Annotated in this window: 23 protein-coding genes and 1 tRNA gene; 15 read left to right on the top strand and 9 right to left on the bottom strand. The window is 71.1% G+C overall.

Features of this window, described 5'->3' with window-relative positions; translation table 11 throughout:
* Positions 1–257 (bottom strand): leucine zipper domain-containing protein (locus tag G398_RS20300; RefSeq protein WP_157492229.1); only part of this gene is annotated, 257 nt, incomplete at its 3' end.
* A 117-nt stretch (positions 258–374) separates the two neighbouring features.
* Here G398_RS20300 and ruvA point away from each other — a divergent pair.
* From ruvA to G398_RS0108670, 3 genes are read left to right on the top strand one after another with little or no spacing between them, the layout of a single operon-like run.
* Positions 375–962 (top strand): Holliday junction branch migration protein RuvA, encoded by a 588-nt coding sequence (gene ruvA / locus G398_RS0108680; RefSeq protein ID WP_026853312.1) that lies wholly within the window; start codon positions 375–377, stop codon positions 960–962.
* A complete protein-coding gene (locus tag G398_RS17285; RefSeq protein WP_043484432.1) occupies positions 959–1,885 on the top strand; it encodes a 2-hydroxyacid dehydrogenase in 927 nt (308 codons plus the stop codon). Before ruvA ends, G398_RS17285 begins: the two co-directional genes overlap by 4 nt.
* Positions 1,886–1,913: 28 nt before the next feature.
* Positions 1,914–3,455 carry a tetratricopeptide repeat protein gene (locus G398_RS0108670; protein WP_169720635.1) on the top strand — a complete coding sequence of 514 codons (1,542 nt, stop codon included), beginning with the start codon at positions 1,914–1,916 and terminating at the stop codon, positions 3,453–3,455.
* A 312-nt stretch (positions 3,456–3,767) separates the two neighbouring features.
* Here the strand turns inward: G398_RS0108670 and smc are convergent, their stop codons facing one another.
* Positions 3,768–7,277, bottom strand: coding sequence for a chromosome segregation protein SMC (smc, locus tag G398_RS0108665; RefSeq protein WP_169720634.1), 3,510 nt, complete (start codon positions 7,275–7,277; stop codon positions 3,768–3,770).
* Positions 7,278–7,512: 235 nt separating this feature from the next.
* Here smc and G398_RS0108660 point away from each other — a divergent pair, with 235 nt between their 5' ends.
* From G398_RS0108660 to G398_RS0108615, 10 genes are all read left to right on the top strand, one after another.
* On the top strand, positions 7,513–8,244 hold the full coding sequence (locus G398_RS0108660; RefSeq protein WP_026853309.1) for a hypothetical protein: 732 nt from the start codon (positions 7,513–7,515) through the stop codon (positions 8,242–8,244).
* Entirely contained in the window at positions 8,244–9,092 is an 849-nt protein-coding gene (locus G398_RS21930) for a PilN domain-containing protein (protein WP_026853308.1), read from the top strand. The genes G398_RS0108660 and G398_RS21930 overlap by 1 nt, the downstream gene beginning before the upstream one ends.
* Positions 9,089–9,667 carry a hypothetical protein gene (locus G398_RS0108650; RefSeq protein WP_026853307.1) on the top strand — a complete coding sequence of 193 codons (579 nt, stop codon included), beginning with the start codon at positions 9,089–9,091 and terminating at the stop codon, positions 9,665–9,667. The genes G398_RS21930 and G398_RS0108650 overlap by 4 nt, the downstream gene beginning before the upstream one ends.
* Positions 9,664–10,311: a hypothetical protein gene (locus G398_RS0108645; RefSeq protein ID WP_026853306.1), complete on the top strand. Its 648-nt coding sequence runs from the start codon at positions 9,664–9,666 to the stop codon at positions 10,309–10,311. The genes G398_RS0108650 and G398_RS0108645 overlap by 4 nt, the downstream gene beginning before the upstream one ends.
* A 17-nt stretch (positions 10,312–10,328) precedes the next feature.
* On the top strand, positions 10,329–12,638 hold the full coding sequence (locus G398_RS0108640; protein WP_026853305.1) for a secretin N-terminal domain-containing protein: 2,310 nt from the start codon (positions 10,329–10,331) through the stop codon (positions 12,636–12,638).
* A complete protein-coding gene (locus tag G398_RS0108635; protein ID WP_026853304.1) occupies positions 12,635–13,093 on the top strand; it encodes a type II secretion system protein in 459 nt (152 codons plus the stop codon). Before G398_RS0108640 ends, G398_RS0108635 begins: the two co-directional genes overlap by 4 nt.
* A gap of 86 nt (positions 13,094–13,179) precedes the next feature.
* A tRNA-Leu gene (locus tag G398_RS0108630) sits at positions 13,180–13,265 on the top strand.
* Between the two features lie 126 nt (positions 13,266–13,391).
* Complete coding sequence (rpsO, locus tag G398_RS0108625; RefSeq protein ID WP_026853303.1) at positions 13,392–13,661, top strand: 30S ribosomal protein S15; 270 nt, start codon at positions 13,392–13,394, stop codon at positions 13,659–13,661.
* A 58-nt stretch (positions 13,662–13,719) separates the two neighbouring features.
* Positions 13,720–14,394: an NUDIX domain-containing protein gene (locus G398_RS17280; RefSeq protein WP_052571707.1), complete on the top strand. Its 675-nt coding sequence runs from the start codon at positions 13,720–13,722 to the stop codon at positions 14,392–14,394.
* The gene (locus tag G398_RS0108615) at positions 14,391–14,993 is read left to right on the top strand and encodes an L-threonylcarbamoyladenylate synthase (RefSeq protein WP_026853302.1); all 603 of its coding nucleotides are present in this window, start codon (positions 14,391–14,393) and stop codon (positions 14,991–14,993) included. Before G398_RS17280 ends, G398_RS0108615 begins: the two co-directional genes overlap by 4 nt.
* On the opposite strand, the gene G398_RS17275 is transcribed toward G398_RS0108615, so the two are convergent.
* From G398_RS17275 to G398_RS21480, 7 genes are all read right to left on the bottom strand, one after another.
* On the bottom strand, positions 14,986–15,732 hold the full coding sequence (locus G398_RS17275; protein WP_043484429.1) for a hypothetical protein: 747 nt from the start codon (positions 15,730–15,732) through the stop codon (positions 14,986–14,988). The two genes, G398_RS0108615 and G398_RS17275, sit on opposite strands and share 8 nt — an antisense overlap.
* Positions 15,732–17,132, bottom strand: a complete 1,401-nt coding sequence (locus G398_RS0108605) for an L-serine ammonia-lyase (RefSeq protein WP_026853301.1) — start codon at positions 17,130–17,132, stop codon at positions 15,732–15,734. The genes G398_RS17275 and G398_RS0108605 overlap by 1 nt, the downstream gene beginning before the upstream one ends.
* Before the next feature lie 25 nt (positions 17,133–17,157).
* Positions 17,158–18,732 (bottom strand): L-aspartate oxidase, encoded by a 1,575-nt coding sequence (nadB, locus tag G398_RS0108600; protein WP_043484427.1) that lies wholly within the window; start codon positions 18,730–18,732, stop codon positions 17,158–17,160.
* Positions 18,729–19,529 carry a DUF309 domain-containing protein gene (locus G398_RS19585; RefSeq protein WP_052571706.1) on the bottom strand — a complete coding sequence of 267 codons (801 nt, stop codon included), beginning with the start codon at positions 19,527–19,529 and terminating at the stop codon, positions 18,729–18,731. Before G398_RS19585 ends, nadB begins: the two co-directional genes overlap by 4 nt.
* A complete protein-coding gene (gene yaaA, locus G398_RS19580; protein ID WP_052571705.1) occupies positions 19,526–20,254 on the bottom strand; it encodes a peroxide stress protein YaaA in 729 nt (242 codons plus the stop codon). The genes G398_RS19585 and yaaA overlap by 4 nt, the downstream gene beginning before the upstream one ends.
* Positions 20,251–20,946, bottom strand: coding sequence for a DUF3473 domain-containing protein (locus tag G398_RS21485; RefSeq protein WP_342669700.1), 696 nt, complete (start codon positions 20,944–20,946; stop codon positions 20,251–20,253). Before G398_RS21485 ends, yaaA begins: the two co-directional genes overlap by 4 nt.
* Positions 20,947–21,065: 119 nt before the next feature.
* Positions 21,066–21,761, bottom strand: coding sequence for a MotA/TolQ/ExbB proton channel family protein (locus tag G398_RS21480; RefSeq protein ID WP_052571703.1), 696 nt, complete (start codon positions 21,759–21,761; stop codon positions 21,066–21,068).
* 69 nt (positions 21,762–21,830) lie between these two features.
* Here G398_RS21480 and G398_RS0108575 point away from each other — a divergent pair, with 69 nt between their 5' ends.
* Both G398_RS0108575 and G398_RS0108570 read left to right on the top strand, forming a co-directional pair.
* Entirely contained in the window at positions 21,831–23,186 is a 1,356-nt protein-coding gene (locus tag G398_RS0108575; protein ID WP_026853298.1) for a UDP-glucose dehydrogenase family protein, read from the top strand.
* Complete coding sequence (locus G398_RS0108570) at positions 23,183–23,530, top strand: AtuA-related protein (protein ID WP_026853297.1); 348 nt, start codon at positions 23,183–23,185, stop codon at positions 23,528–23,530. Before G398_RS0108575 ends, G398_RS0108570 begins: the two co-directional genes overlap by 4 nt.
* The last annotated feature ends 5 nt before the right edge of the window (positions 23,531–23,535 follow it).

The following is a 23,535-nucleotide window of genomic DNA, read 5'->3' as shown; positions in this document are numbered from 1 at the left end:
CGTGACCGCCGCAGATCGATGACCTTTGCGACCACGGCTGCCTCGGTGCGGGTCGGGGCGCGCAAAGGCCGGCTGGAGCGGTCATCCAACCCAGACCGGCCCTCCTTCCTGAATCGGGCCAGCCATTTGTAGGCAGTCCGGACGCTGATCCCCGCCGCCTGGGCCGCTGCCTGGACGGTCATTCCCAGGCACCGGACACGCCGGATCAATAACGCTCGACTTCGTGGACAGGTCTTTGCTGAACTGTGGAGGTTCATCCGGGTTGCCTCTGCGAAAGCCGCTGTGTGGTAACAACAGCTTCCCAGCTCAACCCGGATGAACAACCTCCTTGGCAGTTACATCTAGGGCCGTCCCGCCTCAGGTATCCTCGAAGGATGATCGGACGCCTGCGCGGGGAACTCATCCAGAAGCTGCCGAACCTGGCCCTCGTCGAGTGCGGGGGCGTGGGCTACGCCGCGGCCATCAGCCTCTCCACCTACGGCCTGCTGCCGGAGGCGGGAGCCCAGGTGGTGCTGCATACGGAGCTGCTGGTGCGCGAGAACGAGATCGCCCTGCTGGGCTTCTCCTCCACCCAGGAGCGGGAACTGTACCGGCTGCTGGTGAAGGTGGATGGTGTGGGCCCCAAGCTGGCCCTGGCCGCCCTGGGCGCCCTGAGCCTCGAGGACCTGGTGCGGGCCATCCGCGGCCGGGACGTGAAGGCCCTCACCCGCATCCCCGGCGTGGGGAAGAAGACCGCCGAGAAGATGTGCTTCGAACTGTCGGAGAAGCTGGGCGGCCTGGCGGGTCTGGAAGGCCTGGCGGGCGGGCCGGCAGGCGACCCCTGGGAGGAGAGCCTGCGCTCCGCCCTGACGAATCTTGGCTTCAAGGAGGATGTGGTGCTGCCGGTAGTGGCGGACCTCCGCACTTCGAAGCCGCCCCTGGCGGAGGCCATCCGCCTTGCCTTGAAGGCCCTGCAGCGATGACCACACGCATCCTCTCCACCTCCCCCCTCGTCGGACCCGCCCTGACCGAGCTCGGCGCGCGCTTCCCGGAGCTGCGCCTGGCCGCCTTCCGTTCTCCCGAGTGGAACGCCGCCCTGCCCGAGGCCGAGGCCCTGGTGGTGATGCTCTCGGAGCCCATCACCGAGGCGGATCTCGAGGCCGCACCGAAGCTGAAGGCCATCGGCACCTACTCCGTGGGCGTGAACCACCTGCCCCTGAAGGCCTGCCAGGCCCGGGGCATCGCCGTGGTGAACACGCCCGGCGTGCTGACGGACGCCACGGCGGACATCGCCCTGGCCCTGCTCATGGCCCTCACCCGCCGGGTGGCCGAAGGCGAGGCCCTGGTGCGCTCCGGCCAGTGGCAGGGCTGGGCGCCGGACCTGCTGATGGGCCCCGGCCTCGCGGGCAAGGAGTGTGGCCTCCTGGGCAGCGGGCCCATCGGCCAGGCCTTCGCCCGGCGCGCCCAGGCCCTGGGCATGAGGCCCCTGTTCTGGGACCGCGAGGGCCGCGGCGGCGAGGTGGACTTCGGTGCGGGCCGGGCGCCCCGCCTGCCCCTGGCGGACCTGCTCCCCCGGAGCGCCGTCCTGTCCCTCCACTGCCCGCTCACGGACCAGACCCGCGGCCTGCTGGACCGCGCCGCCCTGGAGACGCTCCCCGAAGGCGCCGTGGTCATCAACACGGCCCGCGGCGGCATCATGGATGAGAACGCCGCCATCGACCTGCTGGAGTCCGGCCGCCTGGGCGGCGTGGGCCTCGACGTCTTCGAGGGCGAGCCGCGCATCAACCCTCGCTGGCTGAAGGCCCCCCGCGCGGTCCTCCTGCCCCATCTGGGATCCGCCACGGTGGAGACCCGCGAGGCCATGTCGCGGCTGCTCTGCGATGGGCTGGCCGCTGCGCTTGGGTGATACCCTGGAACCCCTCACGAGGCATCACATGGCACGGCCCTGGATCAAGCTGCTCGACCCGGACCTGACGGCGATCAAGACCGCCGCCGGGACATCGTTCGAAGACCGCCTCAAGCTGGCCCGCGCCTTCAACGGGCGCGCGCGCCACGGAGAGGCCCAGGAGATCCTGGACCAGCTCCTGGTGGAGGACCGCTCCCATGCGGAGGCCTGGTTCGAGCGCCTCCTCTGCTTCAGCGACACCGCCGAGGAGGAGGAGGGCCTGGAGCTGCTGGGACAGCTCGAATCCCTTCGGGACGAGCATCCGGGTCACGGGGGCCACCTACGCAACCTGAGCTACCTGCGGCTCCTCCTGCAGGATGTCGACGGTGCCGAGCTGGCCCTCCAGCAGGCCCTGGCCCTCGACGGGCACGACCCCAAGGCCCTGGAGCTGGCGGGCCTCGTGCAGCTCCACCGCGGGCACGCCGCCGAGGCCAAGGCCTGGCTGCTCAAGTCCCTGAGCCTGCGTCCCAAGGATCCCCGCACGCTCCGCCTGCTCGCCATCGCCATGGACCAGCTGGCGGACTGGGCCGGCGCCGAGGCGCAGCTGGTGGCGGCCCTCCAGACCGACGGGTCCTACTACTGGGGCTGGCACGCCCTGGGCGAGATGCTCCTCAAGCGCGGCGAGCTCGCCGAAGGCCTGCGGTGCATCAACCGGGCCCGCAGCCTGCATGTGTGCGATCCCGCCAGCTACTTCATCCTCGCGGAGATCTTCAGCGAGCAGGGCCACCTGGAACTGGCCCAGGGCCAGCTCCACGCCCTGATGCTCCTGGCGCCCCCGGCTCCCGTGCTGGCGGAAGCGCAGGCCCTGCTGGGCGAGTTGAAGCGCGACATGGGGGACCGCGAAGGCGCCGTCTCCTACTTCAGCCTGGCCACGGAGACGGATCCTGATGCCTCGAATCCCTGGGCCGCCCTGGGCGACATGGCCCGGGAGGAGGGCCGCTGGGAGGACGCCCTCCGCTGCTACCGCGAGGCCCTGATGCGCGAGCCCGACGCCGCGGACCTCCAGGTCCAGCTCGGCTATGCCCTCGTGGAGACCCGGCAGGGACCCGCCGCCGAGCAGGCCTTCCTGCAGGCCCTGGAGAACGACCCGAGCGAGTACAGCGCCTACCTGGGCCTGTCCGAGGTCTACCGCTTCGCCAACCGCTGCGAGGATCAGATGGGCATGGTGGACCAGGCCATGGCCCTGGCCCCCGATGATTCCGACGTGTGGAACGCCCGGGGCGTGGCCCTGGAAGTGGCCGGGCGCCTCAAGGAGGCCACGGAGGCCTACGCGAAGGCGCTGAGCCTGGAGTCCAGCCACCGGAAGGCCGCCAACAACCTGGGCTTCGTGCTGGAGAAGCGCATGGAGCAGGGCGAGCCCGAGCTCCGGGACCGCGCCATCGAGGCCTGGAAGCAGCGGCTGCTCATCTGCCGCGATGCGGGCCAGAGCATGAAGATGGCCACCGAGCACCTCACCAAGCTGGGCGTGGGGGAGGAGACTCTCCACGAATGGCTGCGCCCCGAGTTCCTCGCCGCCGAGATGAAGAGCTGACACACCCCCGTCACTCCAGGGTTACCAGCTAGTTACAAACCGACACCGCGGTGCTGTGGAAAAGCCTGTGGATTGGGCCCTCCCGAAGGGCCTAAATCCTGTCACACGATGGGTTTCGCGGGGCTTTCAACGTCTCGGCGTGTTTATGCAAATCGTTTCAAATCAATACTTGCATTAACGACAATCACGGAATTCAGCCATTTTCCCCTGGAAGGGGTTTTCCACAATTTACGCTTTCTTTCGCATTGACAGGACGAGTGCCCTTTCCCTGCGCGAAGCGGGGGGCGAAAAGGCTTCCCACCACCCATTCCGTCACACCAGGGCCTCGGCCTCGCGAAGCTGGACGCTCACCAGGCGGGAGCAGCCGGCCTCCTCCATGGTGACGCCGTAGAGGGTGTCCGCCGCCACCATGGTGGGCTTCTGGTGGGTGATGACGATGAACTGGGTATCGGCCTTCATCTTCTGGACCATGGCGGCGAAGCGGCCCACGTTGGCCTCGTCCAGGGGCGCGTCCACCTCGTCCAGCACGCAGAAGGGGCTGGGCTTGAAGTGGAAGATGGCGAAGAGGAGGGAGATGGCCGTCAGGGCCTTCTCGCCGCCGCTCAGCAGGGTGAGGGCCTTGGCGGTCTTGCCAGGCGGCTGGGCGGTGATCTCGATGCCGCACTCCAGGAGGTTCTTGGGATCCTCCAGGCTCAGGTGGGCCTGGCCGCCCCCGAAGGCCTCGCGGAAGACCTCCTGGAAGCGGGTGTTCACGAAGTCGAAGGCCTCGCGGAACCGCTCCTCGCTGGTGGCGTTGATCTCCTGGATGGTGGACTCCAGGTTCCCGATGGCGGCGGTGACGTCCGCCCGCTGCTCGTTCATGAAGGCCAGGCGCGTCTCGGCCTCCTCCAGCTCCTGGATGGCCAGGGGGTTCACCCCGCCCAGGTCCATGCGCCGGCCCTGCAGCTCGTTCAGGCGCGTCTGGTGGACCAGCTCCCCCTCCACCCAGGCCTCGCGCTCGGCGTCGCTGATGCCCGCGAGGAAGGCGGGAATGTCGAGCCCCAGCGCCAATTCGACTTCCTTGGCCAGGGCCTCCTGGCTGCCCTGCACCTGGGCGCCGTGGATGAGCACCTCCTGGTGCTGGGCCCGGGCGTTCTCCAGGGCCTCCTGGAACTCGCGGGCCGCCCGCTCCTGCACCCGCAGGGTCTCCTGGTCCAGCTCCAGCCGGGGCTGGGCCTCCTGGGCCTGGGCCTGCACGCCCTCCCGCTCCGCCAGCAGTCCCTGGGATTCGCCCTCCAGCTCCGCCAGGCGGCGGACACAGGCCTCCATGCGGCTGCCCTGCTCCGCGGCCTCCACTTCCAGGCGCTGCCGCTCGGCCTCCAGGTCGAAGCGCCCCCGCTGGGCCAGCTGGAGGTGCCGCTCGTGGCCATCCCGCTCGGCCCAGGCCGCATCGCGGCCCCGCGCGGCCTCCAGCCGCTGGTCGCGGCGCTCGTCCAGCCGGTGCCGGGCCTCGCGGACGGCGGTCTCCGCCTGCTGGATGGCCTCCTCCAGGGCCTGGTCGTGGGCTTCTTCCGGAAGGGCCTCCAGCTCCCGGAGCTGGCCCTGGAGCCCCTTGATCTCCGCCTCGATCTGCTCCCACATGGCGTCGGCCCGCTCGCTGGCGGCCCGGATCTCCGAGAGCTGGCCCTGGAGGGCCGTGCGCTGCGCCTTCAGGGTGTCCGTCCTGCGGCGAAGAGCCCGCAGATCCTCGTCGATCTCCACGGAACGCTCGCGGGCGGCCCGGCTGTCATCGCCGCCCTTGCCCCGCCGGGCCTCCAGGTCCTCGATGCGGTCCAACAGGGCCTCGCGGGTGGCCCGGGCCTCCTCCTGCTCGGCCCGCAGCTTCAGGGGCGAGGCCGCCGGGGCGGACACGCCCAGCTGAACGGGGCCGTAGGGCAGGCGCACGAAGGCCGGCGATACGAAGGCCAGGTCCGGATGGGCCAGGGCCAGGGCTGGCAGGAGCTCATCGGAGCAGCGGAAGGCCCGGTCCAGCAGGCCGCCCAGGGGACGGTCAGCGCCGCTCCACCGGAGGTGGTCACGAAGGGCTTCGCAGCCCTCGGGAACGGGCGGCAGCTCCGCCTGGGCCTCCAGGGCCAGCAGCAGGTGGCCCGGCGCCGACGACGCGCGGCCCGCCAGGTCCTCGTCGGCGGCCAGCACCTGGAGCCAGCTGCCAAGCAGCCGCTCGAGGTCGGGCCGCAGGGCCTCGTCCACCGTGAGCAGGTCCACCAGGGTCTGGGGCCGGACGCCCTGCTCCTTCAGCCACGTGAGGCCCTTCTGCAGCTCGGCCTCCCCGAAGCTCTTGGCCAGCAGGTCGGAGATCTGCCGCAAGCGCCGCTCGGCGGCATCCAGTTCCGCTTCGGCCCGGTGGTGGTCCTTGGCCAGGGTCCGCTGGGCCTCCTCCAGCTGCTCGGCGCGGCGGCGCTGGTCCAGGGCCGCTTCCTCAGCCTGCTCGAGCTGGGACAGCAGCCCCTCCAGGGAGCGCTCCACCTGGCCCGCCTCGGCCTCGAGACTCTCCAGGCGCGGCGCGCGGACGGACTCCTCGTGGTTGAGGGTGTCCAGGCGCCCTTCCAGCTGCGCGATCTGGGTCTGGAGTCCCAGGCGCTGCTTCTGGCGGGCCTGGGCCTCCTTCTGGGATTCGGCCTTGCGCTCGCGGTGGCCGTGGAGCTCTGCCTCGGCGTGGCGGAGGCCGCCCTGGGCCAGGGCCACGGCCTCCTCGGCCTTGGCCAGCTCCGCCTCCCGCCCCTCCAGCCGCGCGCCGGCCTCCCGGAGCTGGACCTCCAGCGCGGCGAAGGAATCGCCGGACTCGGCCAGACGCGCCGCCAGCATCTGGATGTGCTCCTCCAGCCTTCCGCGCTGGTCCCGCGCCTCGGTCCGCCGGTCCTCCTGGAAGCTGCGCTCCTGGTCCGCCAGCTGGAGGCGCTGGTCCAGGCCGAGGATGGCACTCGCCCGCTTGGCCTGGGCCTGCTGCTGCTCGTCCACGGAGAGGCGCAGGGCCTCCACCTCGGAGGCCTTCTCGGAGACCTGGGCCGTGAGCTCGGCCACCCGCCGCTCGGCATGGTCGAGGTCATCCAGGATGCGCCGCTTGGCCGCCTCCAGCTCCACGGCCTTGCCCGCCAGCAGGATCCGCTGGGTGGCCTTGATCTGCTCGTCGAGCTCCTTCGCCTTGCGGGCCCGCGCGGCCTGCCGGCGCAGCGAGTCCATCTGCTTGTTCAGCTCGAAGAGGATGTCGTCCAGCCGCTGGAGGTTGGCCCGGGTCTCGTCCAGGCGCTTCTCCGCGTCGGCCCGGCGCAGCTTGTAGCGCGTGATGCCCGCGGCCTCCTCCAGCAGCAGGCGCCGGTCCTTGGGCTTGCTGCTGAGGATGAGGTCGATCTGGCCCTGCTGGATGAAGCTGTAGGCGCGGGTGCCCATGCCCGTGTCCAGCAGGAGGTCCTGCACGTCCTTGAGCCGGGCCTCGCGGCCGTTGATGCGGTACTCGCTGCCAGAGTCGCGGTAGAGCCGGCGCGAGATGGTCACCTCCCGCGTGGAGCCCGGCAGGGCGGGATCGGGCATCTCCAGCACCAGCTTCACCTCGGCGAGGCCCGTGGGGCGGCGCTGGGCGGTGCCGGCGAAGATCACATCGGCCATCTCCGCCCCTCGGAGCATGGAGGCCCGCTGCTCGCCCAGCACCCAGGCGAGGCTGTCGGAGATGTTCGACTTCCCGCAGCCGTTGGGGCCCACGACCGCGGTCATGCCGCCCGGGAAGCTGAGCTTCTGGGCGTCGGCGAAGGATTTGAAACCATGGAGTTCGAGGGCGATCAGGCGCACGCGGTCAGCGCTCCGGGGAGGGGGATGGGGAACATCTGCCTCCATCATTCCATACCAGACGTGATCCCCGTCCCCTTGGGAATCCGGTGGCGGCCCGGTAGACTCGATTCCTTCCCCTGTCCTGTCAGGAGTCGCCTGTGCATTCCATCAGCCTCCCCCTGCGCGAACCGGCGACGGACGCCCGGCCGGGGGCATCCTGCACAAATCCGGCGGCGGGGAGCAGGGGGTGGATGCCATGAGGCTGCCGTTCCTCCAGGACCCGGTCACTTCCCTGGTGTGGCTGGAGGTCCACCGGATCCACGCGGGCACCCACCGGCGCGCCCTGTCGGGCCTTCCAACGGAGGACCAGCTGGCCCAGGCCATGGCCGCCCTGCCCCAGGGACCCACCCGCTGGGTGCTGGACGACCTGTGGACGCCCTCCGTCCTCCTGCGGGACCTCACGGAGCTGCCCAAGGGCGCCGAGGCCCAGGAGGCCTTCTTCCGCTGGCGCTTCACCCAGGCCCTCGCCCTCGAGGAGCCCCACTTCGTCCAGGCCCTGGAGGTCGAGCCGGGGATCTGGCTGGCCTCGGGCATCCCCGAGTCGTTCCGGGAGACCCTGCTCCAGCTGGGCCTCAAGCTGGACCGGAACCTCCACGCCATCACGCCCCGCTGGCTGCACCTCTACAACCTGCTGGCGCCGACCCTGAACCTCCCCGGCATGCTGCTCTCCCTGAGCCCCGCCGGCCAGGGCCGCTACGCAGGCACCCTGGTGGCCTGGGGCCGGACCCTCTGCCTGCTCCGCCAGTGGACAGAGCCCCTGGATCCCCAGGGCTGGATCGAGGAGCGCATCACCCCCAGCGCCGCCTTCCTCCAGCGCGAGTCCCGGACCCCGCAGAGCCTGGCCATCTGGGGCGCCCCGGCCTGGCCGGACGCTGGAATCCCCGCGCGCATCCTGGATGACCGCTTCGCCCTGGTGGAGACGCCCTGATGGCCGTTCCTGCCCTCCACCTCAACCTGGCCCCCCGCCCCAGCCTCTGGCGCCAGCGCCACCGCCTCCTGGGCTGGGCGGCCCTCGGTTTCGGCGCCGTCTTCCTCCTGGGCTCCCTCGGCCTCACCTGGCGGGCCTATCACCAGGCCGGCCGGGCCGGCCGCGACGCCGTGAGCCTCACGGAGGAGACGCGGCGGGCCGCGCGCTCCGAGGCCCAGATCCAGGCCTCTCTCCAGGGCATGGACGCCACCCGCGAGCAGGCCCGCTGGAAGCTGGCCGAGCGCATCCTCCAGGAGCGCAGCCTGCCCTGGTCGCGCGTCACCGCGGAGCTCGAGCAGTGCATGGTGCCGGGCATGCGGCTCAAGGGTCTCCAGCGGACCCGCGGCAACGCCCAGCAGGTGGTGATGAAGCTCAAGGGCGAGGCCCAGACTCGCGAGGCCGAAGCGGCCTTCGTGGATGCGCTCCGCGCCGCGCCGGTCTTCTCCGAGGTGATCCTGGAGCGGGAGGCCGAGCGCCAGGGGGGCGGCTGGGACTTCGAGCTGAGCCTGCCCGCCGCCGCCGTGCCTCCGCCCTTCGAGCAGCGACCCGTCAAGATGGGGGCCGCCGCGCCGGCGCCCGCGCCGCCGCCCAGGCCCGCCCCCGCCGCCCGCCCGGCACCCTCCGCACCCGCTCCAGCCCCCACTCAAGCCACGGCGCCTGCGTCCCGCCTGGCCCCTCCGCCGAACGTCCCCGTCGCCCCCTTGACTCCGGGCGGCCGGGAGGGAGTCCAGCTCCGCCCCGCGCAGGGCGAGGATGACGAATCGGTTCCGACCCGCGGCTTCCGCCGTTCGAGGAGGCCCCCGCGATGAGCAGCCCTCTCCGCGCAAGCCGGCTTCGCCTGGCGCTGGGCGCACTGGGCCTGGCCCTGGGCCTCGGCGTGGCCTTCTTCCTCCTCCCGGACGCCTCCCAGCAGCTGGCCCAGAAGCTGAAGGCCAAGCGGGAGGCCGAGCTGAACCGCAACCAGCAGATGCAGCAGCTCCAGGACCTCCAGCAGCTGGCCGACCGCATCCGGCGGGGCCAGGCCACCCTCGAGAACCTGGAAACCCGCCTGCCCCGCGGCTCCGCCGGGGAACTGCAGTGGAGCCTGAGCAAGACCCTCCATGAGCTGGCCAAGAAGCACGGCCTCCGTCTCCAGACGGTGAAGTACGGCCTGCCCAGCCGCGAAGGCACCCGTGGGTCGGACCTGGAGGCCGTGGACGTGGAGTTCGTGGCCGTGGGCGTCTACGCCAACCACAAGGCCTTCATGCTCGAGCTGGAGGGCTCCGGGCTGCCCTTCGCCGTGCGGGACGGCCGCCTGGAGGAGAGCCCCGAGGGCGCGCGGCTCGACATCATCCTCCGGGCCTTCCGCAAGGCCGGCGGCCCCGAGCGCGAGGAGGAGGCATGAGCACCCCCGCCCGCACCCTCGACCTCCAGGCCATGCTCCAGGAGCTCCGCGCCAATCGCCGGACCCAGGTGGCCCTCGGGGCCTTCGTGCTGGTCCTGGCCTTCGCCCTCTACACCATCCTGGCGCCGGACGCGCCGAAGGCGAAGCGCCCCCTGGTCGCGGGCGTGGGCACCGGCCTGGATCCCCGCCAGCTGGTGGGCCTCCGCAAGCTGCCGGACCTCGCGGCCCTGGACCGGGCGGGCGAGCTTCCCCCGGGCGCCAAGGTCCGCCGCGACCTCTTCCTCTTCGAAGCGCCCGCGCCCCCGCCCAAGCCCGTCAAGCCGCCCCCCCCGCCGCCGCCGCCCACGCCCGCGGAGCTGGAGGCCCAGCGCCTGGCGCAGGAGAAGGCCGCGGAGTTCGCCAGCCGGCCCCAGGATCTCCGCTACCTCGGCTTCTTCAAGGGCAACCCCGCCGGCCTGGTGGGGGCCTTCATGAAAGGCGAGGAGCCCGTGACCCTGGTCCAGGGGACGGTCCTCCGGGACCGCTGGAAGCTCGTCTCCATCCTCGAGAACCGCGCCGAATTCCAGAACACCAAGTACCCCGACCTGCGGATGGTCCTGGAGGCCCGCGAAGCCTCCGGCGGCGCGCCCGTCAATCAATTCTGATCCGAAGGATGCCACCGATGCCGCTCCCCTCCTTCGTTCCCGCCCGCAAGCTCATCGCCGCCGCCGCGCTCCTCCTCCTGGCCATCGGTTGCAGCCTCCACAAGGCCAACCAGGCCTACGACGAAGGCCGCTACGACGACGCCGTGGCCGCCTACCGTGAGGTCCTGCGCAGCGACCCGTCGAACACCAAGGCCCGCATCGGCATCAAGCGGGCCTCCCAGCGCGCCGCCGAATGGCACATCTCCCTGGCCCGGCAAGCCGAGCAGCGGGGCCTGCCCGACACGGTGCTGTCGGAAGTCCGGAAATCCCTGGTGCTGGATCCCGACAACCAGATCGCGCAGGACTGGCTGATCCGCCTGGAGCAGAAGGCCGCCCAGGACAAGGCCGAGGCCGATGCCGCCGACGACCTGGAGCTGCTGAAGGCCAAGGCCGACACCGTGAACGCCGTGCAGCTGAACCCGCGGTCCCTCGAGGGCATCGACCTGAACTTCAGCCGCCGCGCGAGCCTGCGCGAGATCTTCGCCACCCTCAGCAAGGCCTCCGGCGTCAACATCATCACCCACACCTCTTTCCAGGACCAGAACATCTCCATCGACCTGCGGGGCCTGCCCTTCCAGCGCGTGCTGGACACCCTGATGCTCCAGAACGACCTGTTCTACAAGGTGATCGACAAGAACACCATCATGGTCTTCAAGGCCACCCCGCAGAACCGCGACCAGTACGAGAACCAGATCCTCAAGACCTACTACCTGTCCAACGCCGATCCCACGGAGCTGCGCTCCACCCTCACCACGCTCAACCCCCAGCTGCGCGTGTTCACGGACAAGCGCATCAACGCCATCATCGTGAAGGCCAAGCCGCTGGAGCTGGCCGTGGTGGACCAGGTGATCCGCAGCCTCGACAAGGCCAAGGCCGAGGTCATGGTCTACATGGAGCTGATGGAGGTCACGGAGAACAGCCTGGAGCAGGTGGGCCTGCTGCCCGTGATCAACGCCTCGGACACCTCCGGCACCTTCCGCATGGGCGCCACCACGGTGAACAACACTTCGGGCCTGAACACCAACTCGGGCTTCACCAAGATCCACACGGCCGACATCCGCGTGCTGTTCCCCAACCTCGCCCTGGACTTCCTCAAGGGCAACGGCGACGCCCGCCTGGTGGCCAGCCCCAACGTGCGCGTGCTCTCCGGCGAGACCGGCGAAGTGAACATCGGCGAGAAGATCTCCACCACCCAGAGCCAGCTGTCGCTGCCCACCACGGGCACCACCGCCACGGCCGCCACCTCCTCCCTCCTGGGCGGCGTGGGGCAGACCTCCTACTCCTACGAGGACGTGGGCGTGAAGATCAAGGTGGAGCCCCGCGTCCACCACAACGGCGAGATCACCCTCAAGATCAACAGCCTCGTCACCACGCTCAAGTCCGGCTCCACGCCGGGCCGGCCCGACCTCGGCAAGCGGGAGATCATCACCTCTGCGCGCCTGCGCGATGGCGAGACCGCCATCTTCGGCGGCCTGCTGAAGGACGAGGAGCAGAAGAGCCTCCAGGGCATCTGGGGCCTGGCCGACATCCCCCTCATCGGCCGCCTCACCGGGAACACGCGCAACAGCAAGGCGAAGACCGACGTGATCCTCACCATCCGCGCGGTCCTGGTGCGCAAGCCCGTGCTCACGGAGCAGGACCTCGCCGCCTTCAACCCCGACGATGCGGCCGCCCAGTCGAGCCTGTTCGCCGCCAAGGCCGCCGCGAAGACCACTGCCAAGCCGGCGGCCCAGGGCGCTCAGAGCGCCCTGGCGGCCCCCGCCTCCCAGCCCGGGCCGGCCCAGGCCGCGCCGGGCGCTCCCCAGGGTGCCGCCGCGCCTCCCGTGTCCGCCCCCTCCGACACCATCCAGGAGAAGAAGCCCGAAGGGCCCGCTGAGGAACCGCGCCCCGCGGCCTCCGACCTGGTGATCTTCATGACCCCCGTGGCCTCGGAGATCAAGATCGGCGAGCGGGTCCAGATCGCGCTCACGGTCAGCGGCGGCAAGGGCCTCAGCTCCGGCACGCTGGAGCTCCGCCTGCCGGCGGGCCTCAAGCTCGGTTCCGTGTCCCCCGGCGACTTCATCACCACCGAGGGCGGCAGCCTGGAGCAGTTCCCCGGGAAGGACGGCGCGCTGAAGCTCGTGTTCAAGCGCAACGGCACCGAGGTGGACGCCGGCCAGCTGGCCATCCTCGACCTGTCGGGGCTCACGCCGGGCAACGCGCCGGTGCTCATCCAGAGCGGCCAGTTCCTCGCGGGCACCGCGCCCATCTCCGGGCGCTGGTCCAACGCCCTCGTGACGGTGCAGTGAGCCGCCAGGGCGGATTCACCCTGCTGGAGCTGGTGGTCACCGCCACCGTCCTGCTGATCCTCGCCTCCGTCACCGTGCCTCTGGCCCGCAACGGCCTGAAGCGCGAGAAGGAGCTGGAGCTGCGCCGGGATCTGCGCGAGATGCGGCTGGCCATCGACGAGTACAAGAAGCAGGCGGACGGCCAGAAGATCAAGGCCCCGCCGGCGGAGGCCAACGGCTATCCGGAGAGCCTGGAGGTCCTGGTGGAGGGCGTGCCCGCCGCCGGCTCCCTCAACAAGAAAGTGCGTTTCCTCCGCCGCATCCCCGTGGACCCCTTCACGGGGAAGACGGATTGGGGGCTCCGGAACAGCAACGACGACGCCAACAGCTCCAGCTGGGGAGGCGGCCACGTCTACGATGTCTACAGCCTCGCACCAGGGACCGGCATGAACGGCATCCCCTACCGGGACTGGTGAGAATCGCTGTTGCCTCGAAGCGTGGACCACGCTAGGCTTGGTGTTCGGCACATCCGGAACCCGCGGGCCCCGGAGCGTTCTTTCAAGCGGATATGGCGGAATTGGTAGACGCGCTAGTTTCAGGTACTAGTGTTCACAAGACGTGGGGGTTCGAGTCCCTCTATCCGCACCACCCTTCGGCCCGCTGCGCGGGCCGAAGTCTTGAAAAACCAAGGCACCTGGCCTTTCCCAGGTTCGACCCATCCTCGGTACGGGACTGAGGGCAGGGTGACGGGAGAACCCCCGAAAAGGAGCCACCATGGCCCTGAACGTGGAACAGAAGAAGATCATCATCGACGACTACAAGCAGCACGAGTCGGACACGGGCTCGCCCGAGGTGCAGGTCGCGATCCTGACCAAGCGCATCAACGACCTGACCGAGCACTTCAAGACCCACACCAAGGACTACCACAGCCGCCGCGGCCTCATGATCATGGTTGGCCAGCGCCGCCGCCTGCTCGACTACCTCAAGAAGAAGAGCAAGGAGCGCTACGCCAAGCTGATCGAGCGCCTGGGCCTCCGTCGGTAGGGAACGGTTCTGCTCTCCAAAACGCCCGCGCAAGCGGGCGTTTTGCTATGTTCAGGACATGGACCTGAAGCCCCTGCCCCGTCCCGAGCACCCGGATCCCTACACGGTCACCGGCCGGCGGTTCATCTACGACTCGCCCTGGATCCGGATCCGGGAGGACCGCTTCCGCCACCGCCGGGGCGCCGAGGGACGCTACGCCGTCTGCGGCTTCCACCGCACCGCCTGCGGCGTCCTGGCCCTGGACGGCCAGGACCGCGTGGTGCTCGTGGGCCAGTGGCGCTATCCCCTGGAGGCCTACTCCTGGGAGATCCCCGAGGGCGGCGGCGATGTCTCGGAGAGCCCCTTCGAGGCCATGCGCCGGGAGCTGGCGGAGGAGGCCGGCCTCGCGGCCCAGGTCTGGGAGCCCCTGGCCTTCTTCCACACCAGCAACTCCTCCACGGAGGAGGAGGCCTTCCTCTTCCTGGCCACGGGCCTCGGCCCCGCCGAGGGCCACCACCCCGAGGACGACGAGGAGCTGATGCTCCATCGCGAGCCCTTCCAGGACTGCCTCCGCCGCGTGCTGGCCGGCGAGATCACCGACAGCCTCACGGTGGTGGCCCTGCTGGCTCTCCAGGGACGAAGGAGCGGCGTGGCCGCGGCCCTGGACCCGGCGCTGGCGGAGCGGTTCTTCCAGCGGCCCAAGGACCACCCCTCCGCGGGCCGCGCGCGCTGGCGCGAGCTGGACGCGCCATGATCCTCACCCTGCATCCCGAGACGCCCCAGGCGCGCCACCTCGAGCGCCTCGCGGAGATCCTGCGGAAGGACGGCGTCATCGCCTACCCCACGGACACGCTGTTCGGGTTGGGCTGCCTGGTCTCCCGCAAGAAGGCCGTGGACCGCATCCACCTGATCAAGGGCCGCGATCCCAAGAAGCCCATGTCGATCATGTGCTCCGACATGGAGATGCTCTGCCACTACACGCGCCACCTGGACACGCCGACCTTCCGCATCCTCAAACAGCTGCTGCCGGGGCCCTATACCGTGCTCCTGCCCGCCAGCCGCGAGGTGCCGCGCCACCTCCAGAACAAGCAGGTGGTGGGCCTCCGCATCCCGGACCAGCGCTTCTGCCACGCCCTTGTGGCGCTCCTGGGCGAGCCCATCATCACCACCAGTGTCGCCCTGCCCGACCAACCCATCCTGAACACGGCCTGGGAGATCGAGGAGGAGCTGGGCCACGCCCTGGACATGGTGGTGGACTGCGGCCAGCCCCTGGGGGTTCCCAGCACCATCCTGGACCTCACCTCCGAGGAGCCGGTCCTCCTGCGCGAGGGCGCCGGCCCCTGGCCTATCTAGGAGACCCGGCCTTCTCGGCCGCCTTCTTCCGCAGCGCCTGGTAGTCCGCCTCGCTGAGGAGGCCGTCGCGCTTGAGCCCCTCGATGCGGCGGAGGGCGCCCTCCAGGTCGAAGGGCGGGGGTGGCGGCGGCAGGGGCTTCGCGGCCACCTGCGGGGCCTGGGTGGGGGCTGGCGCGGCGGCAGAGGCGGCGAGCAGCCGGCCCAGCTGCTCGGACCACCGCTCGAAGCCGCCGGAGACGAAGTCCGGCCCCGGGCCCTGGAGGGTGTCGTGGAAGGCGCCCAGCAGCTCGCCCGTATCGCCGTCCACGAGCTTGAGGTCGAAGGTGAGCTTCACCTGGCCTGCGGCCATGTAGTCGTCGGCCTGGCCCACGGCGTCCACCACCCGGGCGACCAGGTGCACATCCCCGCCGGCGGCCACGGGGAGGCTTCCCTTCAGGCCGCGCCGGAGCCCGTGGTCCAGCGCTTTCGGAAGCGCGTCCTCCACCCGCCGGAGGAAGACCCGGTCCTTCATCTCGCGCTTCCCCAGCACCCAGGCCGGGGCTTCCCAAGCCCGCAGCTGGAGCGTGCGGTTCCGCAGGTCCAGGCCGGGCTTCACCCACTGGAAGCCCAGGGTCCTGGAGGGCTGGAAGGCAGCGGCAGGACCGAACCAGGCCGGATCCAGGCGTCCTTCGTCCAGCCCCGCGGGCTGGGCCGCCAGGACGGCGGGCAGGGTCAGGAAGAGGGCGGCGGATCGGCGCATCAGCACTCCGGCAGGTTGACGGTGAAGTCCAGGGGCATCTCGAGCACGTTCACGGCGAGGCCGCCCCGGGCGGTCTCCTTGTACTTGCTCTTCATGTCGGCCCCGGTGTCGCGCATGGTCTTGATGACCTTGTCCAGGCTCACGAAGTGGTGGCCGTCGCCGTGGAGGGCCATGCGGGCGGCGTTGATGGCCTTCACGCTGGCCATGGCGTTGCGCTCGATGCAGGGCACCTGCACCAGGCCGCCGATGGGATCGCAGGTGAGGCCCAGGTTGTGCTCCATGCCGATCTCCGCGGCGTTCTCCACCTGGTCCGGCGAGCCGCCCATCACCTCCGCCAGGGCCCCGGCGGCCATGGAGCAGGCCACGCCCACCTCGCCCTGGCAGCCCACCTCGGCGCCGCTGATGGAGGCGTTCTCCTTGTAGAGGGCGCCGATGGCGCCAGCCGTCAGGAGGAACCGCTCCACCCCCTCGTCCGTGGCCCCGGGCACGAAGCGGCGGTAGTAGTGCAGCACCGCGGGGAGGATGCCCGCGGCGCCGTTGGTCGGAGCCGTCACCACCCGGCCGCCGGCGGCGTTCTCCTCGTTCACCGCCAGGGCGTAGAGGCTCACGAAGTCCAGGGCCGTGAGGGGGTCCTTGAGGCCGGCCTCCGGGGATTCGGTCAGGCGCCGATAGAGGGCGGGAGCCCGGCGCGGCACCTTCAGGCCGCCAGGCAGCAGGCCCTCGGTGGCGCAGCCGCGCCGCACGCAAGCCTGCATCACCGACCAGATGTCCTGAAGGCCCGAGCGGATCTCCGCCTCGGAACGCCAGGTCCGCTCGTTCGCCAGCATGAGCTGGCTGACCGGGAGGCCCGCCTCCCGGCAGCGCGCCAGCAGCTCCTTCGCGGTATGGAAGGGGTGGGGCGGCTCGGGGCCCGGGGCCGCCTGGACCGGAACGCCCTCCTCCACCACGAAGCCGCCGCCCACGGAGTAGAACACCTGGGCCCGGAGCGTCCCGCCGGCTTCGTCCAGGGCCGTGAAGCGCATGCCATTGGGGTGGAAGGGCAGGCTCCTGTGCAGCAGGTGCAGGTCCTCGGGCTCATGAAAGGGAATGTCCCGCTTCCCGAGGAGGGCCAGCCGCTGCGTCTCGCGGATCCTGGCCACCAGGCCTTCCACAGCCTCCACGTCCACGCCCTCCGGGGTCTCCCCCAGCAGGCCCAGGAGCACCGCCTTGTCGCTGCCGTGCCCCCGCCCGGTGGCGCCCAGGCTGCCGAACAGCTCCGCCTTCACCGCGGCCGTGGCCTCCAGCAGGCCCGAGGCCTCCAGCCCCAGCGCGAAGCTGCGCGCCGCCCGCATGGGCCCCACCGTGTGCGAGGAGCTGGGCCCGATGCCGATGCGGAAGAGGTCGAAGACGGACAGCACCATGCCCCCATTGTCCCGCTAAATGCAATCAATCGACGCGGTAGTGGCAGCCGCGGCTCTCGGGGTTCTGGAGCGCCGCGTTGAGGATCAGCCGGGCGCAGAGGATGCCGCTGCGCAGCTCCAGCAGCTCCCGGCTCAGGGGGGCCTCATGGTAGAAGCGCTCGATGCGGTGGGCCAGGTAGTGCAGGTCGGCCTTGGCCCGCTCCAGGCGGGCGCTGCTGCGGACGATGCCCGCGTAGTTCCAGAGGGTGCTGCGGACGAGGCGCCAGTCCTGGTCGATGAGCAGGGGGTCAGTCTCCTCCGGCGCCTCCGGCATGCGCCAGGGGGCCAGGTCGCCAGGATCCGGGTCCACGGTCTCCCCCAGCTCCCGCACGGCGGCGTCGGCGCTGTGGAAGCCCCAGACCAGGCCCTCCAGCAGGCTGGTGGAGGCCAGGCGGTTGGCGCCGTGGAGGCCGGTGCAGGCCACCTCGCCCGCGGCGAAGAGCCCTGGCAGGCTGGTGCGGCCCTCCAGGTCCACCAGGACGCCGCCGCAGAAGTAGTGGGCGGCGGGCACCACGGGGATGGGATGCCGCGCCGGGTCGATGCCCTCGGCCCGGCAGGCGGCCAGCACCGTGGGGAAGTGCTCCTCCAGGTCCAGCTTCGCGGCCACGGGCGCCAGATCCAAGTAGGCGCAGGGCTCCCCGGTGACCGCCATCTCCTGGAAGATGGCCCGGCTCACCACGTCGCGGGGGGCCAGCTCCAGCTGATCCGGCGCGTACTTCGCCATGAAGCGCTCGCCCTTGCCGTTCAGGAGCTGCGCGCCCTCGCCCCGCAGGGCCTCCGTCAGCAGGGTCCGGGGCTTGTTCGGCACGTAGAGGGTGGTGGGATGGAACTGCAGGTACTCGCAGTTCACGATGCGGGCGCTGGCCCGGTAGGCGGCGGCCAGACCATCTCCGGTGGCCCCCGGGGGGTTGGTGGTGTGCAGGTAGAGGTAGCCGAGGCCCCCCGTGGCCAGGATGGTCCGGCGGGCCAGGAACCCCTCGACCTCGCCGGTGGCAGGATCGAAGAGGTAGGCGCCGTGCACGCGGATGGGCTCGTAGACCCGTACCGGGCTCACGCAGTGGTGCGGGCTGGTGATGAGGTCCACCAGGCAGAGGCGCTCCCGCAGCTGGATGTTCGGATGCTTCCGCACGGCGTCGCTGAGGGCCGTCTGGATGGCCAGGCCCGTGGCGTCCTTGGCGTGGTAGATGCGCCGGGCGCTGTGGGCGGCCTCGGCGGTGGGATCCGGCGTCCCGTTGGTCCCGAGGTCGAAGGGCACGCCCAGCCGCTCCCAGAGGAAGCTCCGGCAGAGCTTCGGCCCCTCCTCCGCCAGCTGGCGCACGGCCTCGGGCCGGCACAGGCCTGCGCCGGCCGCCTCGATGTCCTCGGCCAGCAGGGTCGGGGAGTCGCCCTCCTCAGGCGGGGGCTTGCCGATGATGCCGCCCTGGGCCCAGGCGGTGTTGCTGCCGCCCAGCTCATCCTTGGCCACCAGCACCACCTGGATGCCCTGGTCCGCCGCCCGCAGGGCCGCCGAGCAGCCGGCGATCCCCGCGCCCAGCACCAGCAGATCCGCCGCTTCCCTCATGCCAGCTCCCAGGTGGGGCGGTCCAGGGCCCACAGGGGACCCCACACCGCATCATCGTCCGCATCGTCCGTCGCGCGCCTTCCATGGTCCAGCCGCCGGGCCGTCAGGTCCAGCGCCGCCTCGGCCCGCACCTCGCCCCAGGGGGTGGCCACCCGGCCTCCGCAGGCCTCCAGCCGGCCCAGTGCCTCCTCCCAGAGGGACATCATGCCCCGCAGGTTGTGCTGCTGGAGGTGGTGGTAGCCGCCCGCCAGCAGGATGAGGCCCTGGAGCTGGCCCTTCAGCTGGCCCTTCAGCTCGCCCTCCGCGCCGTCCCAGAGGGGTTCCAGGGCATCGTGGCACTCGTGGTAGAGCCCGTGGTTGAAGAGGGACACGCCGCAGGCCAGCGGGTAGCGCGCACCCAGGGGCAGGGGCGTGAGGGCCGCCAGCTGCCAGCCGCAGCGCAGGCTCACCAGGGGGCCCCAGGCGCCCCAGCCCGCCGCCGGCCGCCAGCCCATGGCCCCGGCCTCGGCCGTGTCCGGCCAGGCGGTCCGGTGCCCTGCCCAGGCCGCGGCCGGGTCATGGTGGCCCAGGGCGCTCAGCATGCGGGCCGCGTGATCCAGCAGCTCCGGCTCGGGCACGCCCTCGGGGTGGGCCCGCCGCAGGGCGGGCGCGCCCAGGATCGTGGGCCAGACCAGGATTTGGCGGGCCTCCGGATCGCCCAGGGCCGCCTCGGTCCGGGCCTGGAAGAAGCGCTGGATCTCCAGGGGGAGCTGGGGCTGGCGCTGCCAGAAGGGGGTGCGGTTGCAGTCGTCGCTCATGGCTCCACCAGCAGCCGGAGGGCCAGGCCGCCCCGGTCGTTCTCATCCACCCCGGCCCACTGGCAGCCGGGAATGCGGCCCCTCAGCACCTTCCGGGGGTCCCCCTGCCCGTGCGCCAGGATCCAGCGCGCCACCAGCCCCCGGTATTTCTTCGAGAAGTGGCTGATGGCCTTCCCGTTCGCATCGAAGATCTCCACCGTGTGCCGCGGCCGGTCCCAGCCCCGGAGCAGGTCGGCCGCGTCCCCGGGCAGCAGCTCCCAGGCCGGGCCCTCCGGCAGGAGCGGGAGCTGAACCGCCAGCGCCTTCCGCCAGTGGGCCTTCAGGCCCGGAATGGCCCCCAGCTTGAGCTTGTAGGGCGGCACCGGCTCGTCGCCGCGCACCAGACCCCGGAGGCTGGACAGGACGAACACCTGCCGCCAGGCCTCCTGGGGAAGCGAACCCGCGTCCAGGGCCTGGAAGGCCACACCGGTGTAGCGGGCCAGCGCCGGCAGCTGGGGCAGGTGCCGGGTCGAGGCCAGGGCCAGGGCCTCGGTCCGGGCCTTGTCCAGGGCCAGGTCCTTCACGTCGAAGGCCTTCCTCAGGACCTCGGGCGATCCGGTCTTCGCCAGGGCCACCAGGCGCTCCCGCACCCAGCGCTGGGCGGGCGTCTCCGGCAGGGGCCCGGGGATTCCGCCCGGGGCCTTGTCCTCGGACGGGGCCAGGAAGATGAGCGGCGCGGCCTTCACTGGTCCCCCACCCAGGCTTCGAGGGTGGTCAGCCGGAACCCGGCCAGGAGGTCCCGCAGGTGGGCGCCATGGCCCTTCAGGCCCGCGCCGTGGGCGAAGCGGTGGCCGAAGGAGGCTCCGGGCAGGTCCGGCTGGCCCTCGTCCAGCTCCCAGGGGTGGATCGTCAGGGGCGTGCCCGCATCCTCCGCGGCCAGGAAGGCCAGCTCCCGGCGCACGAGGCTGAAGGGCAGCACCCGCGGCCCCCAACCCCAGAGGGGCGATCGGGGCGGCCCGGACCAGAGCACCGGCGGGGGCAGTTCCCAGAGCCCCTCCGCGAGCCGGTGCGGCCGCCGCGGCCAGGCGGGATCGCCGATGACGGCCAGGGGTGCCCGGCTGGAGTCGTAGCGGAAGCCCAGCTCCGGCAGGTCCCGCCACCAGTCCTCCGCGGGCCCCCGCAGGCTCCACTCCGGGGCCCGGTAGCCGACGACGGCCTGGCCGGCCAGGTCCTCCAGCAGGGCCCTGCCGTCGCGGACCGAGGCCCGCCAGGCGGCCCAGTCCATCTCGAAGGCCCGGCGGTGCGTGAGGCCGTGCAGGCCGATGGCGTGGCCCGCCGCCACGATGCGCCGCAGCAGGGCCGGATGGCGCCGGGCCTGGTCACCCAGGCAGAACCAGGTGGCCGTGGCCCCCAGGTCGGCGCAGAGCGCCAGGGACAGCTCCGTGGCCTGCGGCAGCCGGCACTCGAAGCGGTCCAGGGCTTCGGGCCGGTCATAGGGCGGGCAGCAGAGCTGGAACCAGTCCTCCCAGTCCAGGGAGAGCGGCAGGCGTGAAGGTCTCAGGTGAAGTTCCGTTCCGAGAGGCTGATGAACTCCAGGGAGAAGTCGTCGAGCTCGGTCTGGAACTGCTTGAGCTGGCCCTGGAAGAAGTTGTAGGCCATGAGGGCGGGGATGGCCGCCACGAGGCCGATGGCCGTGGCCACCAGGGCCTCGGAGATGCCGGGGGCCACCGTGGCCAGGTTGGCGTTGCCCGTGGCGCCGATGCCGCGGAAGGCGTCGATGATGCCCCACACCGTGCCGAAGAGGCCGATGAAGGGGCTCACGGCCGCCACCGTGGCCAGGCCGCCCAGGGAGCGCTCGAGCCGGCCCATCTCCACCACGCTGGCCCGCTGCAGGCTGCGCTCCACGGCCTCCATGCTGCGGAGCTGCGGGCGCCCGTCGGGTCCCACCTGGCGCAGCTGGTAGGTGACCTCGCCGTAGCCGGCCACGAAGAGGCCCACGAGCGGGCTCAGGGCGAAGCGCTCCACCTGCTGCTTCAGGTCGCGCCAGTCCGTGGCGCGCTTGAAGGCGCCGCGGAAGCGCTCGGACACCTCGCGGCTCCGGTGGTAGAGCAGCGCCTTCCGGATGATCACGACCCAGCTCAGGAGCGAGAATGTGGCGAGGATCGCCAGCACCGACTTGGAGACCGGACCTGCGTGGAGCATCACCTCCAGCAGGTTGACCTCATTGCCCGTGGGTGCCGCCAGGATCGCCATGCTGCCTCCGTCCAGGAAATGATAGCAAGCGGGGATGCGGCTACACTGGGTGCTTTGCGCGAGGACGCCATGCAGGTGCTGGTCATCGGGTCGGGATACGTGGGGCTGGTGGCCGCGGCCTGCTTCGCCGAGGCGGGGCACCGCATCATCGGCGTGGACGTGGATGCCGCCAAGGTCGCCACCCTGTCCCGGGGTCAGTCGCCCATCTTCGAGCCGGGCCTGGACGACCTGCTCGTGAAGCACCTCAAGTCCGGCGCCCTGCGCTTCACCACGGACCTCAAGGCTGGCATCGCCGATGCCGACGCCGCCTTCATCTGCGTGGGCACGCCCCAGAGCGAGGACGGCAGCGCGGACATGAAGTTCGTGCTGGCCGTGGCGGGGCAGCTGGGCGAGGCCACGGCCCTGCGGGCCAAGGACGCCAAGCCCCTCATCGTGGTGGACAAGAGCACGGTCCCCGTGGGCACGGCCGCCCGCGTCCACGCGGAGATCGCCGCCCGCACGGACCGCAGCTTCGAGGTGGTGAGCAACCCCGAGTTCCTGCGCGAAGGTTCCGCCATCGGCGACTTCCTGGAACCCGATCGCGTGGTGGTGGGCTGCCGCACGGACCACGCCGAAACCGTCATGAAGGGGCTCTACCAGCCCTTCCTGGACCGCAGCGGCGGCAAGTGGTTCCGGATGGATCCACCCAGCGCGGAGCTGACCAAGTACGCCGCCAACGCCATGCTGGCCCTGCGCATCAGCTTCATCAACGAGATCGCCAACCTGGCGGAGTCCGTGGGCGCCGACATCGACCACGTGAAGACCGCCATCGGCGCGGACCACCGCATCGGTCCCGCCTTCCTCAATCCGGGCCCCGGCTTCGGCGGCTCCTGCTTCCCCAAGGACCTCCAGGCCCTCCTCAAGGTGGGCCGGGAGCAGGGCCACCCCATGATGACGCTGGCCGCCACCGTGGAGGCCAACCGCCACCAGAAGCAGGTGCTCCTGCGCAAGCTGAAGGCCCACTTCGGCGTGAAGGCGGGTGTGCCCGCCCCCCTGAAGGACCGGCGCTTCGCCCTCTGGGGCCTGGCCTTCAAGGCCAACACCGACGACATCCGGGAGAGCATGGCCCTGGAGCTCATCGACGGCCTGGTGAGCCTGGGGGCCGAGGTGGTGGTGCACGACTTCGCCGCCATGGTCGCCGTGAAGGCCAGGATCGGCGACAAGGTCCGCTACGCCGAATCCCCCCTGGCCGCCTGCGAAGGCGCCGATGCCCTGATCATCGCCACGGAGTGGGCCCAGTACCGCGAGGCGGACCTGGAAGCCGTGGCCAGGGCCCTCAAGGCCCGCCGCCTGTTCGACGGCCGCAACCTCTTCCGCCCCGAGGCCATGGAGGCCAAGGGCTGGACCTACCATTCCCTGGGACGCCGCACCGTGGAGGTCCAATGACCCGCATCCGGCTCGAGGAGATCGCCCACGCCCGCAGCGGCGACAAGGGGGACGGCTCCAACGTGGGGCTGATCGCCTACACGGAGGCCGGCTACCGGTTCCTCCAGCGGGAGCTGACCGCGGAGCGTGTCCAACATCACTTTTCAACCATATGCAAAGGTAGTGTTGAACGCTTCGAAGTTCCTAACCTCAAGGCTATCAACTTTATTCTTCATGACTCGCTTGGGGGGGGCGGCAGCGAGAGCGTGAAAACCGATGCCCAGGGCAAGACCCACGGGCAGGCGCTGCTTAGAATGGAACTCGACCTTCCGGCCGGCCTGGCGCTGGCGGATCTCAAACCCTGAAGGGC

It is taken from the genome of Geothrix fermentans DSM 14018, from assembly GCF_000428885.1.
Taxonomy (GTDB): Bacteria; Acidobacteriota; Holophagae; order Holophagales; family Holophagaceae; genus Geothrix; species Geothrix fermentans.
The sequence above is the reverse complement of the archived record's forward strand: the minus strand, read 5'-3'. Positions and strand labels throughout refer to the sequence as shown.

What these genes read in the sequence shown, in the direction of transcription:
- ruvA (WP_026853312.1), top strand. Translation starts at nt 375, where the DNA reads ATGATCGGACGCCTGCGCGGGGAACTCATCCAGAAGCTGCCGAACCTG.
- G398_RS17285 (WP_043484432.1), top strand. Translation starts at nt 959, where the DNA reads ATGACCACACGCATCCTCTCCACCTCCCCCCTCGTCGGACCCGCCCTG.
- G398_RS0108670 (WP_169720635.1), top strand. Translation starts at nt 1,914, where the DNA reads ATGGCACGGCCCTGGATCAAGCTGCTCGACCCGGACCTGACGGCGATC.
- G398_RS0108660 (WP_026853309.1), top strand. Translation starts at nt 7,513, where the DNA reads ATGAGGCTGCCGTTCCTCCAGGACCCGGTCACTTCCCTGGTGTGGCTG.
- G398_RS21930 (WP_026853308.1), top strand. Translation starts at nt 8,244, where the DNA reads ATGGCCGTTCCTGCCCTCCACCTCAACCTGGCCCCCCGCCCCAGCCTC.
- G398_RS0108650 (WP_026853307.1), top strand. Translation starts at nt 9,089, where the DNA reads ATGAGCAGCCCTCTCCGCGCAAGCCGGCTTCGCCTGGCGCTGGGCGCA.
- G398_RS0108645 (WP_026853306.1), top strand. Translation starts at nt 9,664, where the DNA reads ATGAGCACCCCCGCCCGCACCCTCGACCTCCAGGCCATGCTCCAGGAG.
- G398_RS0108640 (WP_026853305.1), top strand. Translation starts at nt 10,329, where the DNA reads ATGCCGCTCCCCTCCTTCGTTCCCGCCCGCAAGCTCATCGCCGCCGCC.
- rpsO (WP_026853303.1), top strand. Translation starts at nt 13,392, where the DNA reads ATGGCCCTGAACGTGGAACAGAAGAAGATCATCATCGACGACTACAAG.
- G398_RS17280 (WP_052571707.1), top strand. Translation starts at nt 13,720, where the DNA reads ATGGACCTGAAGCCCCTGCCCCGTCCCGAGCACCCGGATCCCTACACG.
- G398_RS0108615 (WP_026853302.1), top strand. Translation starts at nt 14,391, where the DNA reads ATGATCCTCACCCTGCATCCCGAGACGCCCCAGGCGCGCCACCTCGAG.
- G398_RS17275 (WP_043484429.1), bottom strand. Translation starts at nt 15,732, where the DNA reads ATGCGCCGATCCGCCGCCCTCTTCCTGACCCTGCCCGCCGTCCTGGCG.
- G398_RS0108605 (WP_026853301.1), bottom strand. Translation starts at nt 17,132, where the DNA reads ATGGTGCTGTCCGTCTTCGACCTCTTCCGCATCGGCATCGGGCCCAGC.
- nadB (WP_043484427.1), bottom strand. Translation starts at nt 18,732, where the DNA reads ATGAGGGAAGCGGCGGATCTGCTGGTGCTGGGCGCGGGGATCGCCGGC.
- G398_RS19585 (WP_052571706.1), bottom strand. Translation starts at nt 19,529, where the DNA reads ATGAGCGACGACTGCAACCGCACCCCCTTCTGGCAGCGCCAGCCCCAG.
- G398_RS21480 (WP_052571703.1), bottom strand. Translation starts at nt 21,761, where the DNA reads ATGGCGATCCTGGCGGCACCCACGGGCAATGAGGTCAACCTGCTGGAG.
- G398_RS0108575 (WP_026853298.1), top strand. Translation starts at nt 21,831, where the DNA reads ATGCAGGTGCTGGTCATCGGGTCGGGATACGTGGGGCTGGTGGCCGCG.
- G398_RS0108570 (WP_026853297.1), top strand. Translation starts at nt 23,183, where the DNA reads ATGACCCGCATCCGGCTCGAGGAGATCGCCCACGCCCGCAGCGGCGAC.